This is a genomic window from Cytobacillus solani, assembly GCF_001420595.1.
In the GTDB taxonomy this organism is placed as follows: Bacteria; Bacillota; Bacilli; order Bacillales; family Cytobacillaceae; genus Cytobacillus; species Cytobacillus solani.
In genome coordinates this window covers 61205-82570 of record NZ_LJIX01000003.1, presented here as the reverse complement: position 1 = coordinate 82570, position 21366 = coordinate 61205, and the positions used below count along the sequence as shown (strand labels likewise).

24 protein-coding genes, 1 rRNA gene and 2 other annotated features are annotated in these 21366 nt (G+C 39.2%); all 25 genes read right to left on the bottom strand.

Annotation, left to right across the window (positions count from 1 at the left end; all coding sequences use genetic code 11):
* Positions 1-83: 83 nt before the first annotated feature.
* The 25 genes from AN957_RS00420 to rrf all read right to left on the bottom strand — a co-directional run bounded on the left by AN957_RS00420 (position 84) and on the right by rrf (position 21280).
* Positions 84-686: a class I SAM-dependent methyltransferase gene (locus AN957_RS00420; RefSeq protein ID WP_053478272.1), complete on the bottom strand. Its 603-nt coding sequence runs from the start codon at positions 684-686 to the stop codon at positions 84-86.
* A gap of 133 nt (positions 687-819) precedes the next feature.
* Positions 820-1182 (bottom strand): 50S ribosomal protein L7/L12, encoded by a 363-nt coding sequence (rplL, locus tag AN957_RS00415; RefSeq protein WP_053478273.1) that lies wholly within the window; start codon positions 1180-1182, stop codon positions 820-822.
* A 57-nt stretch (positions 1183-1239) separates the two neighbouring features.
* Positions 1240-1740 carry a 50S ribosomal protein L10 gene (gene rplJ, locus AN957_RS00410; RefSeq protein ID WP_053478274.1) on the bottom strand — a complete coding sequence of 167 codons (501 nt, stop codon included), beginning with the start codon at positions 1738-1740 and terminating at the stop codon, positions 1240-1242.
* A gap of 32 nt (positions 1741-1772) precedes the next feature.
* Positions 1773-1915: a sequence feature (ribosomal protein L10 leader region), on the bottom strand.
* Positions 1916-1965: 50 nt separating this feature from the next.
* Entirely contained in the window at positions 1966-2664 is a 699-nt protein-coding gene (gene rplA / locus AN957_RS00405) for a 50S ribosomal protein L1 (protein ID WP_056681733.1), read from the bottom strand.
* Between the two features lie 157 nt (positions 2665-2821).
* The gene (rplK, locus tag AN957_RS00400; protein WP_009336545.1) at positions 2822-3247 is read right to left on the bottom strand and encodes a 50S ribosomal protein L11; all 426 of its coding nucleotides are present in this window, start codon (positions 3245-3247) and stop codon (positions 2822-2824) included.
* A 242-nt stretch (positions 3248-3489) separates the two neighbouring features.
* A complete protein-coding gene (gene nusG / locus AN957_RS00395; RefSeq protein WP_053478276.1) occupies positions 3490-4023 on the bottom strand; it encodes a transcription termination/antitermination protein NusG in 534 nt (177 codons plus the stop codon).
* A 147-nt stretch (positions 4024-4170) separates the two neighbouring features.
* Positions 4171-4353: a preprotein translocase subunit SecE gene (secE, locus tag AN957_RS00390; RefSeq protein ID WP_053478277.1), complete on the bottom strand. Its 183-nt coding sequence runs from the start codon at positions 4351-4353 to the stop codon at positions 4171-4173.
* Positions 4354-4406: 53 nt separating this feature from the next.
* Positions 4407-4550 (bottom strand): 50S ribosomal protein L33, encoded by a 144-nt coding sequence (rpmG, locus tag AN957_RS26540; RefSeq protein WP_053478278.1) that lies wholly within the window; start codon positions 4548-4550, stop codon positions 4407-4409.
* A gap of 111 nt (positions 4551-4661) precedes the next feature.
* Positions 4662-5318 carry an RNA polymerase sporulation sigma factor SigH gene (gene sigH, locus AN957_RS00385; protein ID WP_172797594.1) on the bottom strand — a complete coding sequence of 219 codons (657 nt, stop codon included), beginning with the start codon at positions 5316-5318 and terminating at the stop codon, positions 4662-4664.
* Between the two features lie 70 nt (positions 5319-5388).
* Complete coding sequence (locus tag AN957_RS00380) at positions 5389-5898, bottom strand: NYN domain-containing protein (RefSeq protein ID WP_053478279.1); 510 nt, start codon at positions 5896-5898, stop codon at positions 5389-5391.
* A gap of 2 nt (positions 5899-5900) precedes the next feature.
* Entirely contained in the window at positions 5901-6644 is a 744-nt protein-coding gene (gene rlmB, locus AN957_RS00375; protein ID WP_053478280.1) for a 23S rRNA (guanosine(2251)-2'-O)-methyltransferase RlmB, read from the bottom strand.
* Positions 6644-7066, bottom strand: a complete 423-nt coding sequence (locus AN957_RS00370) for a Mini-ribonuclease 3 (protein ID WP_053478281.1) — start codon at positions 7064-7066, stop codon at positions 6644-6646. The genes rlmB and AN957_RS00370 overlap by 1 nt, the downstream gene beginning before the upstream one ends.
* Before the next feature lie 3 nt (positions 7067-7069).
* Complete coding sequence (gene cysS / locus AN957_RS00365) at positions 7070-8473, bottom strand: cysteine--tRNA ligase (RefSeq protein ID WP_056681730.1); 1404 nt, start codon at positions 8471-8473, stop codon at positions 7070-7072.
* Entirely contained in the window at positions 8454-9122 is a 669-nt protein-coding gene (cysE, locus tag AN957_RS00360; RefSeq protein WP_053478283.1) for a serine O-acetyltransferase, read from the bottom strand. The genes cysS and cysE overlap by 20 nt, the downstream gene beginning before the upstream one ends.
* A gap of 307 nt (positions 9123-9429) precedes the next feature.
* Positions 9430-9685 (bottom strand) — a binding site (T-box leader).
* Between the two features lie 42 nt (positions 9686-9727).
* On the bottom strand, positions 9728-11185 hold the full coding sequence (gltX, locus tag AN957_RS00355) for a glutamate--tRNA ligase (protein WP_056681729.1): 1458 nt from the start codon (positions 11183-11185) through the stop codon (positions 9728-9730).
* Positions 11186-11284: 99 nt separating this feature from the next.
* Positions 11285-11764 carry a 2-C-methyl-D-erythritol 2,4-cyclodiphosphate synthase gene (ispF, locus tag AN957_RS00350; RefSeq protein ID WP_056681726.1) on the bottom strand — a complete coding sequence of 160 codons (480 nt, stop codon included), beginning with the start codon at positions 11762-11764 and terminating at the stop codon, positions 11285-11287.
* A gap of 25 nt (positions 11765-11789) precedes the next feature.
* Positions 11790-12479 carry a 2-C-methyl-D-erythritol 4-phosphate cytidylyltransferase gene (gene ispD, locus AN957_RS00345; protein WP_056681723.1) on the bottom strand — a complete coding sequence of 230 codons (690 nt, stop codon included), beginning with the start codon at positions 12477-12479 and terminating at the stop codon, positions 11790-11792.
* A gap of 21 nt (positions 12480-12500) precedes the next feature.
* A complete protein-coding gene (locus AN957_RS00340) occupies positions 12501-13583 on the bottom strand; it encodes a PIN/TRAM domain-containing protein (protein ID WP_053478287.1) in 1083 nt (360 codons plus the stop codon).
* Positions 13584-13797: 214 nt separating this feature from the next.
* Positions 13798-14871 carry a DNA integrity scanning diadenylate cyclase DisA gene (gene disA, locus AN957_RS00335; protein ID WP_053478288.1) on the bottom strand — a complete coding sequence of 358 codons (1074 nt, stop codon included), beginning with the start codon at positions 14869-14871 and terminating at the stop codon, positions 13798-13800.
* A 3-nt stretch (positions 14872-14874) separates the two neighbouring features.
* Positions 14875-16254: a DNA repair protein RadA gene (radA, locus tag AN957_RS00330; protein WP_053478289.1), complete on the bottom strand. Its 1380-nt coding sequence runs from the start codon at positions 16252-16254 to the stop codon at positions 14875-14877.
* A 156-nt stretch (positions 16255-16410) separates the two neighbouring features.
* Positions 16411-18861: an ATP-dependent protease ATP-binding subunit ClpC gene (gene clpC, locus AN957_RS00325; protein ID WP_056681720.1), complete on the bottom strand. Its 2451-nt coding sequence runs from the start codon at positions 18859-18861 to the stop codon at positions 16411-16413.
* A gap of 16 nt (positions 18862-18877) precedes the next feature.
* On the bottom strand, positions 18878-19945 hold the full coding sequence (gene mcsB, locus AN957_RS00320) for a protein-arginine kinase McsB (protein ID WP_056681715.1): 1068 nt from the start codon (positions 19943-19945) through the stop codon (positions 18878-18880).
* A 1-nt stretch (position 19946) separates the two neighbouring features.
* Positions 19947-20495 (bottom strand): protein-arginine kinase activator protein McsA, encoded by a 549-nt coding sequence (gene mcsA / locus AN957_RS00315; protein ID WP_056681714.1) that lies wholly within the window; start codon positions 20493-20495, stop codon positions 19947-19949.
* A gap of 25 nt (positions 20496-20520) precedes the next feature.
* On the bottom strand, positions 20521-20982 hold the full coding sequence (locus tag AN957_RS00310) for a CtsR family transcriptional regulator (protein WP_056681711.1): 462 nt from the start codon (positions 20980-20982) through the stop codon (positions 20521-20523).
* Between the two features lie 181 nt (positions 20983-21163).
* A 5S ribosomal RNA gene (gene rrf, locus AN957_RS00305) occupies positions 21164-21280 on the bottom strand.
* Positions 21281-21366: the final 86 nt, after the last annotated feature.

The following is a 21366-nucleotide window of genomic DNA, read 5'->3' as shown; positions in this document are numbered from 1 at the left end:
TATACAACTTTTGTGCATTTTAGTAATTAACCGGAATATAATATGTTGGCATTTTACAATACTATCATACGAAAAAAGTCAAGTCAATCTTTTTTTGCTTTTATAATAAAGTAGCCTTTTTTCTTCGCAACCGTCTCTACTTCTCCGTATATTTCGGACATTTTTTCAATTGCTGATGGAGCTCCTTGCTTTTTTTGAATAACAACCCAAAGCTCCCCACCAGGGAGCAGACAATCAAAACTTTGTTCAAAAATATCATGAACAACTTTTTTTCCAGCACGGATTGGCGGATTTGTTAAAATTGCCGCAAACCGATTGCCCTTAACATTCTCTAATCGATCACTCTCATAAATGCAAACATTTTCAATTTCATTTAATTTTGCATTCTCCCCTGCAAGCGAAAGGGCTCGTTCATTTACATCAATCATATGCACAAGTCGATCCTTCATTTGTTTCGCCACAGATAACCCAATCGGTCCATATCCACAGCCAACATCAAGAATATTCCCATCTATCGCCGGTTCAGTAAATACTTCTATTAAAAGCCTAGACCCAAAGTCAACTTCCTTTTTAGAGAATACCCCATTATCTGTTTTAAACCGGAACGAAAAGTTATTGAGAGTGAAGCTCCAAAATTTCGGGTCACTTTCAACATTTTGTGTTTTGGAATAATAGTGTTCAGACAAGATAAAGTCACCTCCGTCGGAGAAAGAATTGTAGAAAGCTAAAGAGGTTTACAACCTTCTCATGCACGAAAAGAAATTTCATTGTTTCGGGTCAAAAAAAGCCCGCTATACAGCGGGCTTTTCAATATTTATATTACTTAACTTCAACGCCAGCTCCAACTTCTTCAAGTTTAGCTTTGATTTCTTCAGCTTCTTCTTTAGAAGCGCCTTCTTTAAGTGCTTTTGGAGTGTTATCAACAAGTTCTTTTGCTTCTTTAAGTCCAAGACCTGTGATTTCACGTACAACTTTGATAACTTTGATTTTTTGATCGCCTGCAGAAGCAAGGATTACATCAAAATCAGTTTTTTCTTCAACAGCGCCAGCAGCAGCTCCGCCCATAACAGCTACAGGAGCTGCAGCAGTTACACCAAATTCTTCTTCGATAGCTTTTACTAAGTCGTTTAATTCTAAAACAGTCATATTTTTAACTGCTTCAATGATTTGTTCTTTAGTCATGATAAAATTTCCTCCTTATATTTGGTTTGATTCTATTAGTTTAACGCTAACCTTAACTTACGCGCCTTGTTCTTCTTTTTGGTCTGCAACAGCTTTTGCAGCAAGAGCAAGATTGCGGATTGGTGCTTGAAGAACGCTGAGTAGCATAGAAAGTAAACCTTCGCGTGATGGAAGTTCTGCAAGAGCCTTCACTTCATCAACTGAAGCAACATTACCTTCAATTACACCCGCTTTAATTTCAAGCGCTTCATGTTTTTTCGCAAAATCATTAATGATTTTTGCTGGAGCAACTACATCTTCAGTACTGAATGCAACCGCATTAGGACCTGTTAACACTTCATTTAAGCCTGAAAGCTCAGCAGATTCAGCTGCACGGCGTGTTAATGAATTCTTGTATACTTTGAATTCTACACCAGCTTCACGAAGTTGCTTACGAAGTTCAGTTACTTCTGCAACAGTAAGACCACGATAATCAACAACAATCGTTGATACACTTGCTTTAAATTTATCAGCAATTTCTTCTACGATCTGTTTCTTTTGTTCGATAGCACTGCTCATCTTTACACCTCCTGTAGAAATTCTACATTTAAACCGTCCATAAAAAACCTCCACACCTTTGCAGACATGGAGGAAGTATACAATAGTTAATAAATCAATTAACTGTATCGTAATACCTCGGCAGGAAATTAAGCTTAAAGGCGCCTGCTGTCTACGGTAAAAATGTTATTTTATTTTCACAACAAAATACATAATACTAAATGTATATTTGTTTGTCAATTGTTATTATTTAACTGTTACAGTTGAAGGGTCTACTTTTACGCCAGGTCCCATAGTTGAAGTAACAGATACGTTCTTCATGTAAGTTCCTTTTGCAGCAGCAGGCTTAACTTTCATCATTGTATCGAAAATAGTGTTGAAGTTTTCAACAAGCTTTTCGTTTTCAAATGAAACTTTACCGATTGGCACGTGGATGTTACCAGCTTTATCAACACGGTATTCAACTTTACCAGCTTTAATTTCTTGAACAGCCTTCGTTACATCAAAAGTAACTGTGCCTGTCTTAGGGTTTGGCATTAAGCCTTTTGGTCCTAACACACGTCCAAGTTTACCAACTTCACCCATCATATCTGGTGTAGCAACGATTACATCGAAGTCAAACCAGCCTTGTTGGATTTTGTTGATGTAGTCAGCATCACCTACGAAATCTGCTCCTGCAGCTTCTGCTTCCTTCGCTTTTTCGCCTTTAGCAAAAACAAGGACACGCTGAGTTTTACCAGTACCGTTTGGAAGCACAACAGCCCCACGGATTTGCTGATCAGCTTTCTTAGGGTCTACTCCTAAACGGAATGCCACTTCTACAGTTGCATCGAATTTAGCGAAATTTGTTTTCTTCGCAAGTTCAATTGCTTCTCCAATTGGATAAGCCTTCATGCTATCTACAAGCTTAGCAGCTTCTAAATACTTTTTACCTTTTTTAGCCATTTTTATTTCCTCCTTGATTTGTGGTTTTAACGGAATAACCTCCCACGTAACAAAAGCATAAACGCTTCGTTAGCGCTATGAACTATTGTTAGACGCACAAAGGGTTGCGTGTGAAACCAAATTCAGCAACGCAACCCCGTTGAACAGCATACATGGATTAGTCTTCGATAACGATACCCATGCTGCGAGCAGTACCTTCAACCATACGCATTGCAGCTTCAACACTTGCAGCGTTTAGATCAGGCATTTTTGTTTCAGCAATCTCGCGTACCTTGTCACGCTTGACTGTTGCTACTTTATTACGGTTCGGTTCACCTGAACCAGACTCAATTCCAGCCGCTTTCTTAAGAAGAACTGCAGCAGGAGGAGTTTTCGTAATAAATGTAAATGAACGGTCTTCAAAAACCGTAATTTCAACAGGAATGATTAGACCAGCTTGTTCAGCTGTACGAGCGTTAAATTCCTTACAGAATCCCATGATATTCACACCGGCTTGACCTAGTGCAGGACCAACTGGCGGCGCAGGGTTTGCTTTACCTGCTGGAATTTGCAATTTAACAAGTTTGATTACTTTTTTAGCCACGAGACACACCTCCTTAAAGTCCGTGATGTGGTAATAGGGATATTCCCTCCCACTCAACTTATAGTCTTTATATAAAGATAAAGAACTCTAGCAATTGTCCGGTCTCATTGTCCGAGACATACTGACCTTTGAAATGTTACCACTTTTTAAAGATGATTTCAAGTTTTTTTCAAATAAGCAAGGATAACTTTTTATAGTTATAAAAAAGACATGCCATATTTTGAAGATTTCTCATTATTTTTTTATAATTTTTCAATCTGAGAAAAGTCCAGTTCGACTGGAGTATCACGGCCAAACATATTTACTAATACTTTAATCTTCGCCTTATCCTTATCAATATCTTCAATTGAACCTGTAAAGTTCGCAAATGGACCTTCTTTCACTTGAACTGTTTCTCCAAGTTCAAAATCGATATCTACTCGCTTTTCTTCCACGCCCATGCGCTTCAAAATAACGTTTACTTCTTCTGGTAATAACGGAGTTGGTTTAGAGCCAGATCCAGCTGAGCCAACAAATCCTGTTACACCTGGCGTATTGCGGACTACATACCAAGAATCATCAGTCATCACGATTTCAACTAATACATATCCAGGGAAAACTTTACGTTTAACAACCTTTTTCTTTCCATTTTTGAAATCTGTTTCTTCTTCTTCTGGCACAATCACACGAAAGATTTTATCTTGCATTGCCATTGATTCTACACGTTTCTCTAAGTTAGCCTTTACTTTGTTTTCATAACCCGAGTACGTATGAACAACATACCAATTCTTTTCCATTCAAGGGGACTCGTTCGTCCTTCCCTCCCTGTAATAATAAATTTTAGGCTTTTTTGTAGAGTATTTTTTACCAAATGAAAAAACCCGTTTCCGGGCTTTGCAAATGTTTCCTCTGTTATTCTCCATTATACCATGGACATAGAGGGGTTATTCAAGAATTAAACGAATCAGTTCAGAAATACCTAAATCAACTACAGCAAAGAACACAGCAAAGAACACGACTGTTGCAAGAACCGTCACTGTATAGCTTGTCAATTCTTTACGCTTTGGCCAGCTGACCTTCCTCATTTCACGGCCAACATCACGGAAAAACTTCAAGATGCGTTGCATGTCGTAACCCCCAACTCCAAGAGAAATATCCTTTTAAATTTTATCTATAGACCTTATTTTGTTTCGCGATGGGTAGTATGATTATTGCATGTTTTACAAAATTTTTTAAGTTCTAAACGGTCAGTTTCTTTGTTATTCATCGTTGAATAATTTCGAGAACCGCACTCAGCACAAGCTAGTGCCACTTTTTTCCTCATTCATTCCACCTACTAAATACTTCTACGTCCTTAAAACTTTAACACGGACGATAATTGATGTCAATAACAGCGAAAACTGGAAGAAAGAGTAGAATGTAATACTTGATCTGTTTACAAAGAAATTTCTCGAACCTCCAGGTATCGCTCAAGCTTTCGCTTTACCCGCTGAAGGGCATTATCAATTGATTTAACATGACGGTTAAGTTCCTCTGAGATTTCCTGATAGGATTGACCATCTAAATAAAGCGCAAGTACCTTTCTTTCCAAATCACTCAGAAGCTCCGCCATTTTCACTTCAATATGATCGAATTCCTCCTGATTAATGATTAATTCTTCAGGATCCATTACCTTCGCACCAGAAATGACATCCATTAATGTCCGATCCGATTCCTCGTCATAAATCGGCTTGTCCAAAGATACGTAGGAATTCAACGGGATATGTTTTTGTCGGGTAGCTGTTTTGATAGCTGTAATAATTTGTCTAGTAATACATAGTTCAGCAAAGGCTTTGAAAGAGGAAAGCTTGTCCTCTTTGAAATCTCGAATCGCCTTATATAATCCAATCATTCCCTCTTGAACAATATCTTCTTTATCTGCACCAATCAAAAAATAGGATCTTGCTTTTGCACGAACGAAATTACGATACTTATGAATTAAATAATCTAATGCTTCACTTTCTCCACGATGTACTAAATAAACCAGTTCTTCGTCTTCTAGCTGTAAATACTCTAAATTACTTTCGTCGATTGCCTTTAAGTCAGTATCCACTCAGATCCCTCCGACCGCACAAACATAGATAGAAATATTATACAGTAGGCTTTTTTCCAGCGTCAACCGCTCATCGCTTTCCTCTGCGCCATTTTTCAAAAATTTCTGATACCTCATTGCTAAGCGGTATTCTAGAGAAAGGTCTTTCCTCTTGTATTTTTTTCACTTTTTTGTCTATTCTATTTTCAATATTGTTCATTTCATTTAATAATTCTCTTGATGATTTCCGCAATGCCCCTTGACCAAAGATCGCCCACTGTTCCGTATAATCTGAAGTAGCTACGTGAATTTGTGTTTTTATATTATTGAGACTGATTGCTAATTTTTCAATTCGTTCATCCGCTGTTTCATTTGTTCTTGTAAAAATTACTTCTACATTATGATTTTTATACTGTTTTTCTGTTCCCTTCACAAAATGGGCATCAAATACAACGATCACCCGATAACCAGAATATGCTCGGTATTCTGCCATTTTCTCTATTAAGCGATCTCTAGCTGCAGATAAATCCTTGTCTTTAAGTGCTCTTAGCTCGGGCCAAGCACCAATCACATTATAGCCATCGACAATTAGGATGTTCATCTTTATCCCTCTAGAGGGTGTCGTTTCCGGTGGACCTCATACATGAGGAGTGCTGCAGCAACAGATGCATTTAAAGAGGTTACATGGCCTGACATTGGTAAATGGATAAGAAAGTCACATTTATCACGAATGAGGCGTCCCATTCCTTTCCCTTCACTGCCGATCACTAAGCCTAATGGCAATGTTCCATCAAACTGCCGGTAATCCTCTCTGCCTTTTGCATCTGTTCCAGCTATCCATACACCTTTTTCTTTTAGTTCATCAATTGTCCTTGCCATATTTGTTACTCGGACAACAGGAATATGTTCAATTGCTCCCGTAGATGCCTTTGCAACTGTAGCAGTTAAACCGACAGCTCTTCTTTTGGGAATAATAATCCCGTGAGCTCCTACTGCATCAGCTGTTCTCATTATTGAACCTAAATTATGCGGATCCTCAATTTCATCCAATAGTAAAAAGAATGGGGCTTCATTTTTCTTTTCAGCTGCATGAAACAAATCGTCTATTTCAGCATATTGATATGCCGCAACTTGTGCGATAACCCCCTGATGGTTTCCTTCTGCTACTTGGTCCAGTTTTTTCTTCGGGACAAATTGAACAAATACATTTGACGCCTTAGCTAAACCTATAACCTGCTGCATTTGGCCGCCTTGGGAGCCTTCAGCGATCAAAATTTTATTAATATCTCTGCCTGATTTAAGCGCTTCAATAACAGGGTTTTTCCCCATAATGATATCTTCGTTCATTACACTGTTCCTCCTTTCTTATCCTCAACCATTTGAAAAGCAGCCACAATTATTTCTTCGAGCCTCTTTTGCTGATCCGATAAGTATAAATTGCCTATAAGCGATTCAAAAGCCGTACTATAACGATATGTTTGGACATCCGTGTTTTTTGGAACTGTACCTGATTTTGCATTTCTTCCTCTTTTAACAATAGCCAATTCTTCTTCCGTCAGAAACCCAGAATCAATAAATTGATGAACAATTTGCGATTGTGCTTTTGCTGACACATAATGGGTCGCCTCCTTATGAAGCTGATTTGGCCGTACCTTTCCATTTTGAAGCAGATGTCTGCGTACATATATTTCAAAGACAGCATCGCCCATATAGGCAAGGGCGAGACTGTTTAGCTGTTTTTCATCAATTTTATTATCATATTGAAGCATTGTTTAGCCTCTTTTCCATCTAATCCCTTGAGGTGTATCTTCTAGGATGATATTCATTTCCTTCAGCTTCTCGCGAATTTCATCGGCTAGTTGGAAGTTTCGTTCCTTCCTTGCCTGATTGCGCTGTTCAATCATTCGGTCAATTTCCTCATCCAATAGTTCTTCTTTCGGAAAATCTAGTGAAAGACCTAGAACGTGGAAAAGCTCTTCAAATTCCTTTGTAAAAGCAACAATTACTTGAACAGACGTATTTTTCTCCATCAAATAATAATTAGCTAATTTAGAAAGCTCAAAAAGAACGGAAATTCCATTTGCAGTATTAAAATCATCATCCATTGCTTTAATGAATTCTTCATGTAAGGCAATAATTTTTCCTAACCACTCTTCATTGTTGTCTGTAAGATTCACACTTGCTTCTTGGCGATGTTTTAAATTCTGATAAGATGTTCTAATTCGTTCCAAGGATGCTTTAGTACTTTCTAATAATTCTTCACTGTAATTAATCGGATTCCGGTAATGGACTGAAAGCATAAAGAATCGAAGAACCTGTGGGTCATGATTTTTGATAATGTCATGGACTAGCACGAAGTTACCAAGTGATTTCGACATTTTTTCATTATCAATATTGATATACCCATTATGCATCCAGTAACGAGCAAATGTCTTTCCATTTACTGCTTCTGATTGCGCAATCTCATTCTCATGGTGCGGGAAGGCCAAATCCTGTCCACCAGCATGAATATCAATCGTTTCACCTAAGTATTTCTTAGCCATCGCAGAGCATTCAATATGCCAGCCAGGTCTGCCCTTGCCCCATGGGCTATCCCAATAAATCTCGCCTTCTTTCGCGGCCTTCCAAAGAGCAAAATCAAGCGCATCATCCTTTTTTTCCCCTACGGCAATACGCGCACCAGAGCGCAGCTCGTCGATTGATTGATGGGATAGCTTACCATAACCGTCAAATTTCCGAGTATGGAAATACACATCCCCTTCAGATTCATAGGCAAATCCCTTTTCAATCAATGTTTCAATAAACTCAATAATAATGTCCATACTCTCCGTTACTCTTGGATGTGCATCAGCACGCTTGCAGCCAAGTGCGGAAACATCTTCGAAAAATGCGTCGATAAAACGTTCAGCAATCGTCGGAACATCCTCCCCAAGCTCCCTTGCAGCCCGGATTAATTTATCATCTACATCCGTAAAGTTGGAAATATATTTAATATCATATCCCCTATATTCAAAATATCTTCTAACCGTATCAAATACAATTGGCGGACGGGCATTTCCTATATGAATATAATTATAGACGGTCGGTCCGCACACATACATTTTTACCTTTCCTTCTTCCAAAGGGATAAAGGGCTCTTTTTTTCTTGTTAACGTATTATAAATATGAATGGTCATTAACTTGACTCCTTTCTTTCCTTAAACTTTCGATTTCGCTCTTTAATGCAGCTAGTTCATTTTCCATCTCTTTAAACCGGTCAGCAATCGGGTCAGGCAGATCACAATGGTTTAAGTCTTTACTTATTTTTACCCCATCCTGAACTTTCACTCGGCCCGGAATACCGACAACTGTTGAATTAGGGGGTACCTCGTGTAAGACAACCGAACCGGCCCCTACCTTTGAATTTTCTCCAATTGTTATTGATCCAAGCACCTTTGCTCCCGTTGCAATGAGGGCATTATCTTTAATTGTTGGGTGGCGTTTGCCCTTTTCTTTCCCTGTCCCTCCTAGTGTTACACCTTGAAAAACGGTGACATTATCACCAATCTCACACGTCTCCCCGATCACTACACCCATACCATGGTCAATAAAAAACCGCCTGCCTATTTTAGCACCTGGATGAATTTCAATTCCGGTAAAAAAACGACTAATTTGCGAGATAGCTCTCGCAAAGAAGAATAGCTTTCTTTTGAATAGGGCGTGAGCGATATGATGTGCCCAAATAGCGTGAAGTCCAGAATACGTTAATATTACTTCTAAATAGCTTCTTGCCGCAGGATCCTGTTCAAAAACAACCTCAATATCTTCTTTCATCCTCTTAAACATGCTGACTCCCCTCCTTTTAGAATCAAAATAATTGTTATAAAAATAGTTTTATCTAAATAATATTTTCCCGGGAAATTTTATATTTCCTAAATAGAAAAGCGTAAGCGCCTTGATCATCGCCGTACACACTGGAGGGGCTCTTCCTTTCGATAAAGGAAACACGAAGAGCGATAGCGATTCGATGTTGACTTATCGTAGGGAGGAGACCCGAATTTTGATAGGCGATAGGCGCTGGAGCTAGACAATTCCCATACTCCCAAGTTACACCTCTTATCTAATAAATAAAAAAAGCGCCTCTGTCACATAGGACAGAGACGCTTTATGCGCGGTTCCACTCTGTTTAGACTTAACTAGTCTCAACTTTAACCTGTTAACGGAAGGAGTTCCGCTCATTTCTACTTAAAAAAGCATGGCCCTTACACATACACTCAGGCAGCTTAAATGTTCGAAACAAGACTCAGAGGGGCACTTCAGAACAATGAGGGGCTTAAACCACTTTCAGCCGATGATGGTTCTCTCTAAAAAGCATCATGATCCCTACTTTTCCTCTTCTACACTTTCATTTATTAAATTACTTATTACTATATTACATTTTAAGCAATATGTTAACCCAAAATACTCATTAATCTTGTTTTTACTTTTTCCCTTCCAAAAAGTTCGATTGCCTGTGGAAGATCTGGCCCATGCGTTTGTCCCGTGATTGCCACACGTATTGGCATAAAGAGTTTCTTTCCTTTATGACCCGTCGCCTTTTGTACAGCCTTCATTGCAGCTTTGATTTCTTCCGCCTTAAAGTCAATCATCTGCTCAATTTCATTTAAGAAAGCAGCAAGCACCTCAGGCACCTGTTCTTCATTAATAACCTCTTTTGCTTCTTCATCCAATACAGTCTCTTCTGCAAAGAAAATTTCCGTCAGCTCAATAATCTCAGCGCCATAACTCATCTTTTCTTGATATAACGCAATCAAGCCTCGCACCCATTGTTCTTCTGCTTCTGTTCTTTGCTCACTTACCAGACCAGCCTTCACAAGGTGTGGCAAAGCAATCGAAACAAGCCGATCGATATCTAGCTTTTTCACATACTGATTGTTCATCCATGTCAGCTTCTGTTTATCGAATAGAGCTGGTGATTTTGATAATCGATCCGCATCAAAGATATGAATAAACTCTTCTTTTGTGAAAAGCTCATCTTCTCCCGATGGTGACCATCCAAGCAGGGCAATAAAGTTAAAAAGGGCTTCAGGTAAATAGCCAAGCTCTTCATACTGCTCAATAAATTGGATGATAGACTCGTCACGCTTACTTAGCTTTTTACGGCTTTCATTCACAATCAATGTCATATGGCCGAATATTGGAGCTTCCCACCCAAGTGCTTCATAGATCATCAATTGCTTCGGCGTATTGGAAATATGGTCATCCCCTCTTAAAACATGGGAGATCTCCATTAAGTGATCATCTACCGTTACTGCAAAGTTATATGTCGGTGTTCCATCCTTTTTGACAATAACATGGTCGCCAATTCCATCCGCTTCAAAAGAAACATTCCCTTTGACCATATCAGTAAAAGTAAACACTTTTCCTTTTGGTACTAAGAAACGGATACTTGGCTGTCTGCCTTCGGCTTCTAATTTTGCACGTTCCTCTACTGTTAAATGGCGGCATTTTCCGGAATATGCAGGTGTATCGCCTTTTTCTACCTGTGCTTCGCGCTCTGCTTCAATTTCCTCTTCGGTACAGTAGCATTTATAGGCGTGTCCTTTATCAAGAAGCTCATTATAGTATTTCTCATAAATATCATTCCGTTCTGATTGGCGGTACGGACCGAAAGCACCTTCCGTATCAACGCTTTCATCCCAATCTATGCCAAGCCACTTTAAATACTTTAACTGGCTTTCTTCTCCACCTTCAATATTGCGCTTCTTATCTGTATCTTCAATACGGATAATAAATTTCCCGCCTTTATTACGAGCAAATAAATAATTGAATAATGCCGTACGAGCATTACCGATATGTAAATGTCCAGTTGGACTCGGGGCATAACGTACGCGAATATCGTTTGACATAATACTGTTGCCTCCTAAATAATCTTCTAGCTACTCATCTATTTTAGCACCCTGAATTTCTGTGATAAAGACTTATATCAATCAAAAATAGATTTCACTTTATTTCCTTTTTTGCAATAACACCGCTACCTGTGAAGCAATTCCTTCGCCTCGGCCTGTAAAACCCAGCTTCTCAGTTGTCGTTGCCTTCACATTAATATTTTCGTTATCTGTTTCTAGTAATTGTGCAATCCGCTCTCTCATTGGCTCAATATAGGGAGCCATTTTCGGCTTCTGAGCAATAATGGTACAATCTGCATTGACAAGCTCATATCCTTTTTCTTTAACAAGCTTCCAAACGTGTTCTAATAATTTTGCAGAGTCCGCATCTTTATATGCTGGATCAGTATCTGGAAAATGCTTGCCGATGTCCCCTTCTCCGATCGCACCTAAGCAAGCATCAGCTACTGTATGCAATAAAACATCCGCGTCTGAATGGCCTAATAAGCCTTTTTCATATGGGATCTCAATTCCGCCAATAATTAGGGGGCGTCCTTCAGTTAATTGATGTACATCAAAGCCTTGTCCAATTCGAAACATTCGATTTGCTCCTTTATCTATAGTTTTACAACCGCTCTTGTCTTTTTCTGAGAATCGCTTCAGCAAAATACAGGTCCTCAGGGGTCGTTAGCTTAATATTGTCATAATTTCCTTTTACGATAACAATTTCCTGACCGAGGCGCTCTACTAAACTTGCATCATCGGTTCCAAGAAAATCATCTTGCTCTGCCTTCTTATAAGCATTCATCAAAATAGAAAAACGAAAAGCCTGCGGGGTTTGAACAGCCCACAAGCTCGTACGTTCGACCGTTTTAGCAACGATATTTCCAGCAGCTTTTTTTATTGTATCCTTTACAGGAACTGCTAAAATAGCAGCTCCTTTCTCCTTGGCAGCTTCCACTAATGGAAGGATGAGTTCCTTATCAATAAATGGCCGTGCGGCATCATGTACAAGTACGATTCCTTCTTGTTTTACATGCTTTAATGCATTAAATATACTATACTGTCTTTCTTTCCCTCCTGGGACAAGAGCAACTACCTTCGTAATATGATTTTCAGCAAGAATCGCTTTCAATGCATTCTCCTCTTCCGGATTTATCGCAAGAAATATCCCCTTACATGATTCATCCTTCTGAAAAACATTTAATGTATGAATGAAGACAGGTAACCCATTAACCTCTAGCAAAATTTTATTTTTCCCTGCTTCCATTCTCTTTCCTTGACCAGCTGCAGGTATAATGACTTGATAAGCCATGTAAAACAAACCCCTATCTCTCTATAATGCTTTTTCTAATAGTTTCGGCTTTGCAAAGATCATCCGTCCAGCTGAGGTTTGCAGGACACTTGTTACTAAGACATCGATATGCTTGCCAATATAATCCCGGCCATCTTCAACAACAATCATCGTTCCATCATCCAGATAGGCAATTCCTTGATTTTGCTCTTTCCCATCCTTAATGACTTGAACTTTCATTTCTTCTCCTGGAAGAACAACAGGTTTCACAGCATTAGCCAGATCATTAATATTTAAGACGGCTACCCCCTGGAACTCACAAACTTTATTTAAGTTAAAGTCATTCGTTACGACCACACCATTTGTAATCTTCGCAAGTTTGACAAGCTTACTGTCTACTTCTTGAATCTCTTCAAAGTCACCTTCATAAATTTCTACTTTTATGGCAAGCTCTTTTTGAATCCGATTCAAAATGTCTAACCCTCTTCGTCCTCTATTACGCTTTAATACATCTGACGAATCAGCGATATGCTGTAATTCTTCAAGGACAAACTGCGGGATAACAATTGTTCCCTCTAGAAATCCAGTCTGGCAAATATCTGCAATTCTGCCATCAATAATGACACTTGTGTCTAATATTTTCAAGATGTTTTTAGCAGCTGCTTCAGGCTCCTCTTCATTTGCCTTTTTCTTTCGATTAGAAAACAAATTAAGAAGCTCATCACGTTTTTTAAATCCAACCTGAAACCCTAAATAACCAAATATAAGTGTTAATACAATTGGTGCAACCGTATTTAAAATAGGAACTTCGATGGCATTCAATGCATAACCAATCAAAAAGGCAACAATCAGCCCAAATACTAGGCCGATGCTTCCAAAAATAATATCAGTTATCGGTACCCGTACAAGCGATTCCTCTACCCATTTTACAAAGTTAACAACATAATCAACCGCCCAAAAAGAAATAAGATAAAAAATAATTGCACCTAACACCGCGGACATATAAGGATTATTTAACATGGTAATGTTATCGAGTGATATTAGTCTTAATAAATCAGGAATCAAAAATATCCCAAGCGTTACCCCAATAATAAGGAAGCATGCTTGAACAATACGTTTTAACATTCCTTCACCTCCTTTTAATCATTATTAACAAATTCCAAAAATTGAAACCTATAGAAAAGGGAAATTTCCTCAAGAAATTAAATTATATTAAAATAAGATAAGATAACCGATAATAGTCAATGCCACAGCCTAAGGTTAGCACCATTCGCAATCTAGTGTCAAATAAAACAACCAGACATTGTATCATACTGATTATTATAGTTCAATAGTCACTTTATAGCTGCCGATCTGCAAAAAACTGATTTTTTATCAATTTTAACCCATCTTTAATTTTCCTCGCTCTTACTTCTCCGATTCCCTCTACTTCATCCAATTCCTCTACAGATGCAGCAACAATGGCAGGCAAATCGCCAAAATGAACAATTAAATTCTCTATAATGACTGGCGGCAGCCGCGGGACTTTTGAAAGCATACGATAGCCACGCGGACATTTATATTCGTCCGTGTGAATATACCCGTTATACCCTAGCAATTTCAAAATAAGGGTATCCTCAAGAATTTTTCCAGTAGATAGTTCCTGTAATTTATCAAATAATTCGCCCGTTTGAACATCCTTAGATTGTGCATAGTCCTTTATAATTAATTCCGCTTCCCTTTCAATATCCAGCAAAATCTCATTCATCTGCAAGCGGATTAATCTACCTTCAATCCCCAATTCATTTAAATAAGCAAGCAATTCTGTCTTAATCCTCAATACCATTTCAATACTATGAAAAACATTGATGATATCACAATAGGTAACTAGCTCTTCAAACTCCAGCACACTTAAATTAGCAATGCTCTGTTCTAATACAACCTTATATTTTTCAAGTGTTTGCAGAGCAACATTTGCTTTCGACAAAATCACCGCAATATCCCTTAGTGCATAACGAAAATGCCCTTTATAAAGAGTAATGACATTTCTGCGCTGAGAAATAGCTATAACCAAGGATCCTGTTTGCTTCGCTACCCTTTCAGCTGTTCGATGACGCATCCCCGTTTCCGTGGATGAAATGCTAGGATCTGGGGCAAGTTGAGCATTTGCTATTAATATCTTATTCCCTTCCTCATTTAGAACAATTGCCCCATCCATTTTAGCTAACTCGTATAAATAGCTTGGCGAAAATGGAGAATTTATTTGAAATCCTCCATCAACGATATTTGTCATTTTCTCTTTATTCCCAAGAACGATTAATCCCCCAGTGTTTGCACGAAGGACATTATCAATTCCTTCTCTTATCGGCGTACCCGGAGCCATAAACTGCAGGATTTCACTCATCGTTTTTTCACCAAGCTTTTTCATATCCATCCTTTATCCTCCTAATGTCGCTTTTAATGCTTCACTAACAGAACCTACCCCTATTAGTTCTACTCCTTTTGGTCCCTTCCAGCCACCAAGATTATTAGATGGTAGAATGACTCGTTCAAAGCCAAGCTTTGCAGCTTCCTGAACCCGTTGCTCAATTCTTGAGACCCTTCTGACTTCACCAGTTAATCCAACTTCTCCAATAATACAATCCGTAGGTTTAGTTGGCTTATCACGAAAACTAGATGCAATACTGACAGCAATAGCTAAATCGATAGCAGGCTCATCTAGCTTTACTCCACCAGCTACCTTTAAATAAGCATCTTGGTTCTGCAGGAGCATCCCTACCCTTTTTTCTAGTACTGCCATTAGCAATGGCACACGGTTATGGTCAATTCCCGTTGCCATTCTTCTTGGATTTCCAAAGCTTGTTGGGGAAATAAGCGCCTGTATCTCCACGAGAACTGGACGTGTTCCTTCCATCGATGCAACAACAGTTGATCCTGCTGCACCTTGGGATCTTTCCTCTAGGAAAATTTCGGACGGATTTTCTACCTCTTCCAATCCAAACTCCTTCATTTCGAAAATTCCCATTTCATTTGTAGATCCAAACCTGTTTTTTACTGCTCGTAAAATACGATATGTATGGTGGCGTTCGCCCTCAAAATAAAGCACAGTATCAACCATATGCTCCAATAGTCTCGGTCCGGCTATAGAGCCTTCCTTTGTAACATGCCCAACTATGAAAATGGCAATTCCTTTTGTCTTCCCGATTCTCATTAACTCAGCCGTGCACTCCCTTACTTGAGAAACACTTCCAGGTGCTGAAGTAACCTCTGGATGAAAGATTGTTTGAATTGAATCAATGATTACAAAGCTTGGATTTACTTGATCGATTGTCCTGCTGATTTCTTCAAGACTTGTCTCCGAGTAGACTAATAAATTATCTGAAGAAACACCCAAACGGTCCGCTCTTAATTTCGTTTGACGCATGGATTCTTCTCCAGATATATACAAAACAGAGTGGTTTTTATTAGCAAGTTGGGATGAAACCTGCAGGAGAAGCGTAGATTTACCGATTCCAGGATCACCGCCGATTAACACAAGAGAACCTCTAACTACTCCTCCTCCAAGTACACGATTAAGTTCATTTAAATCTGTATATATTCTTGGCTCACTTACCGTCTCAATAGCGTTTATTGGCGTCGCCTTTGAGAGAATGGTCGATCCTGCGGAATGGGCAAATGCTCCCCTTCTTGAGGTAGCAGGCTTCTCTACTTCTTCGATCATTTTATTCCACTCGCCACAGCCCGGGCATTTCCCCATCCACTTTGGTGATTCATACCCGCATTCCTGGCACATAAACTTTGTTTTCCTTTTGGCCATAACCTTATTCTCCTTCTCTAATCAAACCTTTACCATTTATGTTCTAATTCTTCATTGGAAATATACCCAGAATTATATTATACGCTGTTTCGCACTTAGTAATTACAAAGAAGGTACACGATTATCCACGTGCACCTTCTTCTTTTATCTCATTCATTATTTTTGTATAGTGGCCGTAAGGTTTGATCCCCCTGTTTCTACAACAAACTCTCCGTCATGGACATCAATAACAACCTTTTGACCTGTTAATACCGTTCCTTTAAGCAGCTCTTCTGACAAACGATCCTCGATATGTTTTTGAATCGCTCTGCGAAGCGGTCTTGCCCCATATTCAGGGTCATAGCCTTCGACAGAAATTTTCTCCTTCGCAGCATCAGTTAATTCAATATCGATATCCTGCTCTTTTAACCGTTTAGTCAATTGATCAGACATTAATGTAACAATTTCCTTTAAATGCTTTCTCTCTAGTGCATGGAAGACAATGATCTCATCAATACGATTGACGAACTCTGGACGGAACGCCTTTTTCATTTCCTCCATTACCTTCGATTTCATATCCTTGTAATCCTGTTCGCCATCTTGAATGTTGAATCCGACATATTTGTTGCGTTTTAATGCCTCTGCTCCAACATTGGAAGTCATAATTAAAACTGTATTACGGAAATCGACAGTTCTTCCTTTCGAATCAGTCAAACGGCCATCCTCTAATACTTGCAAAAGAATATTGAAAACATCTGGATGTGCCTTTTCAATTTCATCTAGCAGTACAACTGAATATGGCTTTCTGCGAACCTTTTCAGTTAACTGTCCGCCTTCTTCATATCCTACATATCCAGGAGGTGAACCTACCAATCTTGAAGTAGAGTGCTTCTCCATATACTCAGACATATCGATACGGATCATTGCATCTTCATCGCCAAACATTGCTTCAGCTAATGCACGGGCAAGCTCTGTCTTTCCGACCCCAGTTGGACCGAGGAAAACAAATGAGCCAATCGGACGCTTTGGATCCTTTAACCCAGCCCGCGCGCGGCGAACTGCTTTGGAGATCGCTTTAACTGCTTCTTCTTGACCAATCAGTCTTGAATGAAGGATCTCTTCTAAATTTAGAAGCTTCTGTGTTTCTGTTTCTGCCAATTTAGAAACAGGGATACCCGTCCAGCTAGATACAACGCTGGCAATATCTTCAACAGTTACTTCACTGTTCTCTTTGCCTTGTTTTTCCTTCCAAGATTTCTTTGTTTCCTCCAGCTGCTCACGAAGGCGCTGTTCTGTATCCCTTAAAGAGGCAGCTTTCTCAAATTCTTGGCTTTGTACAGCAGCATCCTTTTCTTTACGAACATCCTCAAGCTTTACTTCTAATTCCTTTAAATTAGGCGGTGTCGTGTAAGAGCGAAGACGCACTTTCGAACCTGCTTCATCGATAAGATCAATCGCCTTATCTGGAAGGAACCGATCTGAAATATAGCGATCTGATAGTTTTACAGCCGCATCAATGGCTGCATCAGTTATCGTTACACGGTGATGAGCTTCATAACGGTCTCTTAATCCCTGTAAAATTTGTACAGACTCATCAGCTGTCGGCTCATCAACCGTTATTGGCTGGAAGCGTCTTTCTAATGCTGCATCTTTTTCTATATATTTACGATATTCATCAAGTGTTGTTGCTCCAATACATTGCAATTCGCCACGGGCAAGTGAAGGTTTTAGGATATTAGAAGCATCAATTGCTCCCTCTGCTCCTCCTGCACCAATTAATGTGTGCAGCTCGTCAATGAATAAGATAATATTACCTGCTTGCCTGATTTCATCCATTACCTTTTTCAAACGATCTTCAAATTCTCCCCGGTATTTTGTTCCAGCAACAACCGTTCCCATATCAAGGGTCATGACCCTTTTATCACGAAGTGTCTCTGGGACCTCATTATTAATAATTTGCTGTGCCAGCCCTTCTGCTATTGCTGTCTTCCCAACACCAGGCTCACCAATTAACACTGGGTTATTCTTTGTCCGGCGGCTCAACACTTCTATTACACGCTGTATCTCTTTACTGCGTCCGATCACAGGGTCAAGGCTTCCTTCTTTGGCGATAGCCGTTAAATCTCTTGCTAAACCATCAAGCGTAGGTGTATTGGCATTAGCCGATGATCCGCCCTGGTGATTGCCAGATTCATTGCTTCCTAATAACTGCAGCACTTGCTGGCGTGCTTTATTAAGACTAACCCCAAGGTTATTAAGCACTCTTGCAGCTACACCCTCACCTTCACGAATAAGTCCAAGGAGGATATGCTCAGTCCCTACATAGGAGTGGCCTAATTTCCTCGCTTCATCCATTGAAAGTTCGATCACTTTTTTAGCTCTAGGTGTATAATGTGGCGTCTGGGTTGTATCCTGCCCCCTGCCAATTAAATTTTCCACTTCGTTTTGAATTTTATCCGAACCAAGTCCCAGCGCATAGAGGGCTTTAGCAGCAATGCCGTCCCCTTCTCGAACAAGACCTAGAAGAATATGCTCTGTTCCAATATTATTATGACCTAAACGAATGGCCTCCTCTTGTGCTAAAGCCAACACCTTCTGGGCTCTTTCTGTAAAACGACCGAACATCATATCAGTATCCTCCTATCTATTGATTCTCCATTTTTAATCTTTCTCTTATTAAGGAAGCCCTTCGGATATCCCGCTCATGAGGTCTTAATGGACCTCCAGCATATTGTTGGAGAAATCCAGGCTGTGTTAGAATCATAAGCTCATTTAAAATATTCTTAGAAATATCGCTTAAGTACCCCATGTCAATACCTAAACGAACATCTGATAAGCATCTTGCCGCTTCCTTTGATTCTATAATTCGTGAATTGGACAAAATCCCAAAAGAACGGAACACTCTGTCTTCTAATTGTATGTTTGAAGTTTTCTCTAATGCTTCCCTTGCCGATCTTTCCTGTGAAATGAGCTGACTCACTACACTCTTTAAATCCTCAACTATATCTATTTCTGATTTCCCAAGTGTCAACTGATTCGATACCTGAAAGATGTTTCCTAAAGCCTCGCTGCCCTCACCATAAATCCCTCTAACAACTAAACCCAATTGATTAATTGCTGGGATAATCCGATTGATTTGCTGAGTTAAAACAAGTCCAGGCAGATGCATCATTACTGAAGCCCTTAACCCAGTCCCTACATTCGTCGGACAGCTTGTTAAATAACCGATATTTTCATCAAATGCGTAATCAATCTTCTCCTCAAGCCAATCATCGATCTCATTAGCCATTTCCAATGCCTCTAAAAGTTGAAAACCCGGGAATAAGCATTGTATTCGGATGTGATCCTCTTCATTAATCATAATGCTTAATTCCTCATTTTCAGAGAGCAAACAAGCACCATAAGATGAGTTTTCTGCTAAATAAGGGCTAATTAAATGTTTTTCCATGAGTACTCTTTTTTGAAGCGGCTGAAGTTCATCCATTAACAATAGCTCCATATTCCCAAGCTTTGTAAAAGAAGAGTCATCCACCCTTTCTTTTATCTTATGAATGACTGACTTGGCCTCGTCATTGGAAAAAAGAATAGGAAACTTAAATTGGCTTATATTACGGGCTAATCTAATTCTTGAACTTAAGATAATGTCTGAATCTGGACCTTCAGCACTCATCCAGGAGCTGACAGCTTGATTAATAAACCGTTCTAAAGACAAGCTATTTCCCTCCCTCAAGATTTGTATTTAATTGGCTTTCCAGCAATCGTATCTCATCTCTAATTTCCGCGGCCTTTTCAAACTCTTCCCTAGAAATAGACTCTTTTAGCTGATACTTTAATTCCTCAATATTCTTTTTCAAATGTAGGCTTCCGCCGATTCTTGCCGGAATCTTCCCATTATGCGAGGAGTTTCCGCTATGCAATCTTCTAAGTATTGGCTTAAGCTGTTCCTCAAAAGCTTTGTAACAATGGGCACAGCCAAATCTTCCTATTTTAATAAATTGTTGAAAAGTCATAGAACATTGATCACATTGCAAAATAGTTTCCTCTTCGAATGTATCCTGTTCTTTTTTTTTGACTGTAGGATCCATGTTCAATAAGCCAGCTAATAAATTATTAATGGAAAAACCAGTTGCACCGCTAAGCATGAACATATCACCCTTTTCCTGCGCGCATTTCTCGCATAAATGATATTCTGCCTTTTCAGCATTGACTATTTTTGTAAAGTGCAGCGTTGCAGGTCTTTGATTACATTCCTGGCATATCATGTTTTCACCTCTCCAGCTCGCTGTTTTATTTATATTTTAAAGTCGTAAGCATCGCTCTTAACATTCTTGCACGAAGTTCATCTCTATAAGGGAGATCAATATATAATACAGATCGATCAATAACACTGAGCATGATTTTTGCCTCTCGCTTAGTAATAATTTCCTCTTCTACAAGTCGGAATATCACATCTTCCGCACTATTCTGTGTTAACCGGCCTTGAATTAAAGATAATATTTGTTCAATTACATGAGCATGATCATAAGATTGAACCTTCATTATTCGAATATATCCACCGCCGCCTCTTTTGCTTTCAACGACATAACCCTTTTCAATTGTAAATCTTGTATTGATGACATAATTAATCTGGGACGGTACACATTGGAATTTATCTGCAATTTCACTGCGTTTTATCTCAACGAGTTCTCTTTCACTCAATTCTAAGACCTGCTTCAAATAATTCTCAATGATATCTGAAATATTTCTCATTACTCCTCCCCCCAATCTGACTTTGACTATATTTGACTTTAATTATACATAAGTATAAATGACGTTGCAATGAACAAGTATTATAATTTTCCCCCATTTTTTATTTCTCAAACCTATGAATGAACTGATAATTAGAATATAGAACACAAAAAAGAGCACCTTTATAGGTGCTCTTTCATTTGCCTAGCGACGTCCTACTCTCACAAGGGGACAGCCCCTAACTACCATCGGCGCTGAGAAGCTTAACTTCCGTGTTCGGGATGGGAACGGGTGTGGCCTTCTCGCCATCGTCACTAGACCTATTTATGATGAGGTTTGTTCCCTCAAAACTAGATAATGCTAAAGAAGAAGTTGAGTAATCATTTTGTCCAGCTACGGCTCCTA